This is a genomic window from Vibrio sp. 1401 (assembly GCF_033340295.1).
Genome location: NZ_JAWOWF010000296.1, coordinates 1 through 757, shown reverse-complemented (window position 1 = coordinate 757; position 757 = coordinate 1). Strand labels below are relative to the sequence as shown.

Here is a 757-nt window from a genome sequence, read left to right as displayed (position 1 = left end):
ACAACACCGAGCCAAACGCACCAAAGTGGTTGAAGGTGAACGCCGTTAAAATATCGCCACCATTGCTAAACTCTGAACCTAAGTAAGAGCTAGTGGAACCGATGTAAGACAACGAAATGTAAACAAACGCCATCGCGACAGCGTACATTAAGGCTGCAATTAGAGTGTATTTCGCCGTTGCTTTCGGGCAGTCCACTCCCATGCTGCGAATAGCACGGAAAATGATCCAACCAAAGCCAATTGAGCCCAACGCATCCATCGTCATGTACCCTTGCGTCAGACCTTCTGCAAACGCACCACTCACGTATGGGCCACTGGCTTGTGTCAACTCACCTGTTGGGTAAATCAAGGCAGTAACAGACATGATGATCAAAATCGCCATTAACGCCGGTGTTAGGATTTTGCCTAAGTTATCAACCAACTTACCTGGGTAAAGCGCAAACCAGATGGTTGCTACACAAAAGGCAATCGTAAACGGCACTAATGCCGCCTCACCAAAGATTGGGGCGAAGCTAAATTGATAGGCGACGGTAATGGCTCGCGGAATCACAAATGCTGGCCCGATGACGATGAAGACCATCACCCAAAAACTGGTTGCTAGCGGTTTTGGTAGCGCAGCGGTTAGCTTGTCTGAGCCATTAACGATCGCCACCATTACCAGTGCTAAAGCAGGTAGGCCCACGCCAGTTAAAAGGAATCCAGACATTCCACTCAAAAAGTTTTCACCTGCTTGGTAACCCAAAAATGGAGGGAAGAT

1 protein-coding gene is annotated in these 757 nt (G+C 48.2%); it reads right to left on the bottom strand.

Annotation, left to right across the window (positions count from 1 at the left end):
- The coding region (locus tag R7Z77_RS25215; protein WP_318137026.1) for a branched-chain amino acid transport system II carrier protein at window positions 1-757 on the bottom strand (757 nt) is incomplete at both ends.